This is a genomic window from Dellaglioa sp. CoH-55-MRSF-8 (assembly GCF_056782195.1).
Genome location: NZ_JBXAYH010000005.1, coordinates 92,543 through 98,942, shown reverse-complemented (window position 1 = coordinate 98,942; position 6,400 = coordinate 92,543). Strand labels below are relative to the sequence as shown.

5 protein-coding genes, 1 tRNA gene and 1 rRNA gene are annotated in these 6,400 nt (G+C 34.3%); 3 read left to right on the top strand and 4 right to left on the bottom strand.

Annotated elements, in window-relative coordinates:
* Positions 1–76: ribosomal RNA gene (gene rrf / locus AC1RPW_RS06365) — 5S ribosomal RNA — on the top strand; the annotation flags it as partial.
* Between the two features lie 70 nt (positions 77–146).
* Here the strand turns inward: rrf and AC1RPW_RS06360 are convergent.
* Both AC1RPW_RS06360 and helD read right to left on the bottom strand, forming a co-directional pair.
* Positions 147–219: transfer RNA gene (locus AC1RPW_RS06360), tRNA-Thr, on the bottom strand.
* 47 nt (positions 220–266) lie between these two features.
* Complete coding sequence (helD, locus tag AC1RPW_RS06355) at positions 267–2,510, bottom strand: RNA polymerase recycling motor HelD (protein WP_481761804.1); 2,244 nt, start codon at positions 2,508–2,510, stop codon at positions 267–269.
* Between the two features lie 341 nt (positions 2,511–2,851).
* Between helD and trpS the strand changes: the two genes are divergently transcribed.
* Positions 2,852–3,868, top strand: a complete 1,017-nt coding sequence (trpS, locus tag AC1RPW_RS06350) for a tryptophan--tRNA ligase (RefSeq protein ID WP_481761803.1) — start codon at positions 2,852–2,854, stop codon at positions 3,866–3,868.
* 45 nt (positions 3,869–3,913) lie between these two features.
* Positions 3,914–4,831 (top strand): Ppx/GppA phosphatase family protein, encoded by a 918-nt coding sequence (locus tag AC1RPW_RS06345; protein WP_481761802.1) that lies wholly within the window; start codon positions 3,914–3,916, stop codon positions 4,829–4,831.
* Positions 4,832–4,856: 25 nt separating this feature from the next.
* Here the strand turns inward: AC1RPW_RS06345 and AC1RPW_RS06340 are convergent, their stop codons facing one another.
* Together AC1RPW_RS06340 and AC1RPW_RS06335 are read right to left on the bottom strand one after the other, a co-directional pair.
* Complete coding sequence (locus AC1RPW_RS06340; protein WP_481761801.1) at positions 4,857–5,609, bottom strand: amino acid ABC transporter ATP-binding protein; 753 nt, start codon at positions 5,607–5,609, stop codon at positions 4,857–4,859.
* Between the two features lie 12 nt (positions 5,610–5,621).
* Positions 5,622–6,323 carry an amino acid ABC transporter permease gene (locus tag AC1RPW_RS06335; RefSeq protein WP_481761800.1) on the bottom strand — a complete coding sequence of 234 codons (702 nt, stop codon included), beginning with the start codon at positions 6,321–6,323 and terminating at the stop codon, positions 5,622–5,624.
* Positions 6,324–6,400: the final 77 nt, after the last annotated feature.

Here is a 6,400-nt window from a genome sequence, read left to right as displayed (position 1 = left end):
CGAACACAGAAGTTAAGCTTCTTAGCGCCAAGAGTAGTTGGGGGTCGCCCCCTGCGAGGGTAGGACGTTGCCATGCTAATAATAAATAAAAAAAGGACATTAACATAATTGTTAATGTCCTTTTTTTATGCGATTGTAAAATAAAAAGCCGCTTACCGGATTTGAACCGGTGACCCCCACCTTACCATGGTGATACTCTACCTACTGAGCTAAAGCGGCATTACTATAAAAGTCTATAGTAATATTAAAAATAAATCAACCTAAATTTAAACAATCAAAACACTAGAATTATTTATGGAATTCGTAAGCAACGGAGATAGTGACTCAATGGAAAAGATAGTTAAGGTATGCATTGCTCGTGAACAAAGAGTATAAAGGGTACCAAGATCATTTTTTGAAATATAATTTTTTTTTGAAATATCAAAAGCAATAACAGAATCAAATTCCAAGCCTTTAGCTAAATAAATAGGTAATATTATTGTTTCTTCTGGAATTTTTCTGTCGCCATCTGTAACCATTGTTAATTTTACTAATGATCTGAGTTCACTATATAGTAATTTACATTCAGCCAAATTTTTAGTGATGATAGTTACTGGTTGGTTATTAGTATCACCATTTTTAATTAGGGCTATTAAAGATGCTAGTGCAGAAGCCCGGGTTTTACTAAAGTATATTTTAGGTAATTCGCCATGACGTGTGAATGATTCAATGCTATTTCCGTCTGGTAGCAATGATTTTGCAAAATTAGTAATTTCAAATGTTGATCGGTAACTTTTATTTAAAATAATTAAATTAGTTTTTTTAACTTGTAAAATATGATTTAAATTTTCTAAAAATTTAGCTGGTAAGATTAAATCATAGAATAAAGCTTGCTCACTATCTCCTAAAAGTGTTAATTTAGCGTTAGGAAAACAATTTTTTAAATATAAGAGTTGCAGCGGAGAGTAATCTTGAATTTCATCAATAAAAAGATGTTCGATATTTCTATTTTGACCATCACCCGTTAGTAAGTCTCGTAGCAATAGTAGTGGTGTGGCATCTAATAACGTGATTTTATGAAGCTCTAAGTTTGATTGGAATGATTTTTTTTCTTCTATTGAAATTGTAATTTCAAGGAATTTAGCATATTGCTCATAAATATCAATAAAATAATTATTGTAAATCGCATCATATACAATATTAAAGCGATCTTTTAATATAATGGTACCAATATATGATATTTCTTTATCAATACTATCAAATTCATCGCGTTCATAATCACTTAAATATGTTTCATATTGAGAATCAGATAACGAATCAATTTCTTCACGCATCCAATCAGATTCTGCCATTTCGGCAATTCTAGTTTTTAATCGTTTTGTTAGTGTATTTTTTGTTGCGGTAAATTTATCTGATGACAACATATTATGTGGTAGATGTGTAAATATATTAGCGATTTCTTCTTTTTTAAAGAACGGGATACCTTCATAAATGATATCTGTGAAGGCTAATTCAGATGAATCTACTGCATTTAAGTAATTTTCAATTGTTTTTTTTAAAAGTGCATTACCTCTTAAATCAGATGAAGCATGTTTATTGTTTGACTCATAATTTTCAAATAAGGTTTCAACCTTTAATCCTTGAAAACGATTAGAGAAGAATTCGGCTAACGTGACTTGTCTCATGTTCTTTTCGCCCAGGCTAGGTAGTACATCGGAAATATAGTGACTGAAAAGTAGATTTGGAGAAAATAATATAATTTGATCCGCATTTAGTGATGTTCTTGAGTGATAGAGTAGAAATGCAATACGTTGTAGAATAGCGGATGTTTTCCCACTTCCGGCAACCCCCTGGACAACTAATAAGTCACTTGTTGTATCTCGAATAATTGTGTTTTGTTCTTGTTGAATTGTAGAAACAATATTTTTCATCTGTGTGTCACTTTGTTCGCCTAAAACTTGTTGCAATAATTCATCGCCAATTGTTTCATTGGTATCAAACATCGATAGGATTTTACCTTCTTTAATTTGAAATTGACGTTTTTTGGATAATTCTGTCATTTGAGTTCCTTGTGGTGTCTTATAAGAAATATGACCCAATGCGCCGTTATAATAAATACTTGAAATAGGTGCACGCCAGTCATGTATTAGAAAATTTTGATGATCATCTACTAGAGAGGCTAGACCAATATAGAGTTGTTCCTGTTCTGGATCGCCATCGTCTTGGATGTCGATACGTCCAAAATAAGGTGAATCGCCTAATTGTTTTAAAGTATGAACCTGTTTTTCTAATATTTCTTCAGTTTGGATAGTCGTGGCGACCAATTGTTTCTGTTGTTGCACTTCGGCATTCGTTTCAATTCTATCATCAACTTCAAAAGTATTGATTTTGGCATTATCTACATAGTTTTTTTCAACTGATGAGGTTTCTTTATGTGCTTTTTCACATAGTTCGGCTGTTTTAATAGATTGGTGATTAATTTCAGTAATAATTGAATCAACTCTATTTTGTTCGATTTCTTCTTCTGACATCTTAATGCCCCCTTTGTACTATTGACCTAGTTTAAAGGTTTTTGAAATATTCGTCTAGTATTTAATATTATTTGATTTTTTCTGTTGAACACGCTACACTTACACTAATAGATAATTCATTGATTATTGCGAAGTAGGAACGCCAACTAGAACAGGGACATACTGATTTTGCTGGAAGGTATGGTGGCGGACTGAATTGGATATATGAGAATTTTGGGTAACCTCCTTATCGGTAAGTGGCAGAATTTTATTCTGCAATTTAGGTGGTACCACGAGACAGTCGTCCTATTGTTATTTACTAACAATAGGACTTTTTTTATAGATAGAAAGGGAGCGTAAATATGACAAAAAAAGTAGTCTTATCAGGGGATCGACCTACGGGGAAACTACATATCGGGCACTACATCGGTTCATTAAAGAATCGTGTTGAAATGCAAAATTCTGGTGATTATGAGATATTCATCATGATTGCTGATCAACAAGCTTTGACAGATAACGCACGTGATCCGGAAAAAATTAAAAATAGTTTAATTCAAGTAGCGTTAGATTATCTAGCGGTTGGTATTGATCCAAACAAATCAACTATTTTTGTTCAATCTCAAATTCCTGCATTAACGGAACTAACAAGTTATTACTTGAATTTGGTAACTGTTTCTCGCTTGGAACGTAATCCTACAGTTAAAGCTGAAATTCAACAAAAGAATTTTGAACGCAGTATTCCTGCCGGATTTTTTGTTTATCCGGTTAGCCAGGCTGCAGATATTACAGCATTTAAAGCAACAGTTGTACCTGTTGGCGATGATCAAGAACCAATGATTGAACAAACACGCGAAATCGTTAGAAGTTTTAATACAATTTATCAACAAGATATTCTTGTTGAACCAGAAGGTGTCTTCCCTCCAAAAGGGCAAGGACGTTTACCTGGATTAGATGGTAATGCAAAAATGAGTAAGTCACTAGGAAACGGGATTTTCCTTGCCGATGATGCGGAGACATTGAAGAAGAAAGTAATGTCAATGTATACAGATCCAGATCATATTCATGTTGAAGATCCAGGTAAAGTTGAGGGTAACATGGTATTTACTTATCTTGATATCTTTGATAAAGATACTGAAAAAGTTGCCGAACTTAAGGCCCAGTATCAAGCAGGTGGCTTAGGCGATGTTAAAATTAAACGTTATTTAAATGAAGTACTTGAAGCTGAGTTAGCTCCAATTCGTGAACGACGAGCTGAATTAGCTAAAGATCCTGAAGCCATTTATGCAATGTTAAAAGCGGGTAGTGATAAAGCTAATGCTGTTGCAAACCAAACATTGAACGAAGTTAGAGATGCGATTGGAATTAATTATTTTAACTAGTTCGGTTGTGAAACGTTTCTTTGATTTAGTATGAGGTGAGTAATAATGGAAAAGTTTGTTTTATTGGATTTGGGTTCAAATTCGGTTCGATTATCAATTAACGAACAACTTGATAATGGACAATTTAAAGAAATTAAGCGTTTAAAATCGGAAACACGATTATCTGAAGGGATGGGGAAATCCCGAGTGTTACAGGAACATGCGATGGCTAGGACAATTGAAGCCTTAGTTAGTTTTAAAAAACAATATGATATTTATGGACCGGTTGCTGTACATGGAATTGCCACTGCAGCTGTACGAATGGCTCGAAATCAAAAAGAATTTTTACGTCGAATTAAAGAGGCAGTTGGTGCTGATATTGAAGTTTTAAGTGGGGATGATGAAGCTTATTACGATTATATGGGTGTAATGGAAGCCTTACCAATTCATGATTGCTTGATTTTGGATACAGGTGGCGCAAGCAGTGAATTAATCCATGTGGTTAATCGAAAAGTGGTACATCTTGTGAGTTTGCCATTTGGTGCAGTGACTTTATCCGAAAAATATTTAAAAAATGAACAGATTACGAGTAAAGAATTATTTCAGTTAATGGAGTACTTGGTGACCGCTTTTCAAAAGTTGGAGTGGTTGAAGGAAGCAATGGAGTTGCCCCTCGTACTACTTGGCGGCTCAAATCGAATTATTGGACGTTTAAACCGCAAAAAACAGAAGCTAATTAATACGGAGGCAATTAATGGCTATCAATTGTCACGTAAGGCAGTTTCATTAACTTTTGAGGACTTGGTAGGCTTGACGACTAAAAAGCGTGCACAAGTCAGTGGTATAGCTTCTAACCGTGCGGATATTATTGTAGGTGGAATTGCACCAGTTGTTGTTCTGGGACAATATTTAAATTCTGTTGGTGTCATTTTTTCTGAAAGTGGTGTCCGAGAAGGTTATTTAACAACTAAATTAGGTAAATAAAAAGACATCAAAAATTGATGTCTTTTTATTTTGGTAAAATATCTTCGAATGTCATTGCTGATAAAAATTTTTGAATGCGTTCTGTAGGGTGATTGAAAAATTCGTCTGGTGAACCATTAAATAAGATATTGCCATCTTCTAGAAAAATGATATTATTGGCAACAGCTTTTGCAAAGGCCATATTATGAGTAACGATAACCATTGATTTTTTTTCTATATCCAACTTAAGTAGAACTCTTAAAACCTCTGCTTCTAATTCAGGATCTAGTGCAGAAGTTGGTTCATCAAATAATAAATATTTAGGATTCATTGCCATTGCTCTAGCAATAGCTACACGTTGTTGTTGACCACCAGATAACTGGCTTGGATAGTAATTAGCACGATCTGAAAGACCGACTAATTCTAAAAGTTCTTCAGCGCGTTGTGCAACAATTAATTTTTGTTCCTTTAAAACGTGAAGGGGTCCTTCCATAACATTTTTCAAAACAGTTAAATGAGGAAATAAGTTATAGTCTTGGAAAACCATACCTGTTTCACGACGAACTTCCAAAATTGTTTTTTCACTGATTGGTTGGGTAAAGTCGATCTTTTTATCATCTAATGAGTAGAGACCTTCTTCGGGTTGTTCTAATAAATTAAATGAGCGTAATAAGGTTGATTTACCGGAACCAGAAGGACCAACGATGACGGTTGTTTCGTTTTCTGGTAATTCAAATGACAACGATTTTAAGACTTTATGTTGGTCGAAGTATTTATTAACATTTTCAAATTTAATCAAAGTTAAGACCTCCTAGTTATTTTTAATGTAACGCGATGTTCTTTTTTCTAGATAATATTGACCAACGTTTAAAATTGAGCAAAAGACTAGATAAACGACCGCTACTTCACAGTATAAGGTCATAGGTTCATAAGTTCTTGCCGCAATTTGTTGACCAACGGAAAACATTTCGACAATCGTGATTGAGAAGGCTAATGACGTATCCTTTATTAAACCAATGAAACTATTTGATAAAGGTGGAAGTGAGACCCGTGCTGCTTGTGGTAAAATAACGCGAAATAACACGGTTGTGTGTGTCATACCAATGGCGTAACCAGCTTCCCACTGACCTTTTGAAATTGATAGAATAGCTGCACGAATTGTTTCCGATGCATAAGCACCAACGTTTAATGAAAAAACAATAACAGCGGCACTGAATGCGCCGAATTCAACTGTATAAGGTGCTGGTAATCTAGGTAGTCCATAAAATAGGATAAATAATTGCACAATCAAAGGCGTTCCTCTGAAAATCCAAACATAGAATGAAAAGAATGCTTTACCAATCCCTTTTAAAATTTGGGTGAAGGTACTGCCTTTTTTTATATCTGATATTCGAACTAGTGCGGTGATAATTGCGATGATGATCCCGATAACGAATGAAATTATCGTCAAAGGGATAGTGTAGCGAATTCCAGCTTCTAAAATGGTTGGGAGTGAATCAATAACAAGTTTCATAAACGCGGAACCTCTCTTAATCTATTATTAATAAAAAAAGACTGATGACAAAATGGATTTTGCACCAGTCCTTTTGG

Bases quoted from the DNA above. Each gene is read 5' to 3' on its own strand.
- helD (WP_481761804.1), bottom strand. From the start codon at position 2,510: ATGTCAGAAGAAGAAATCGAACAAAATAGAGTTGATTCAATTATTACT.
- trpS (WP_481761803.1), top strand. From the start codon at position 2,852: ATGACAAAAAAAGTAGTCTTATCAGGGGATCGACCTACGGGGAAACTA.
- AC1RPW_RS06345 (WP_481761802.1), top strand. From the start codon at position 3,914: ATGGAAAAGTTTGTTTTATTGGATTTGGGTTCAAATTCGGTTCGATTA.
- AC1RPW_RS06335 (WP_481761800.1), bottom strand. From the start codon at position 6,323: ATGAAACTTGTTATTGATTCACTCCCAACCATTTTAGAAGCTGGAATT.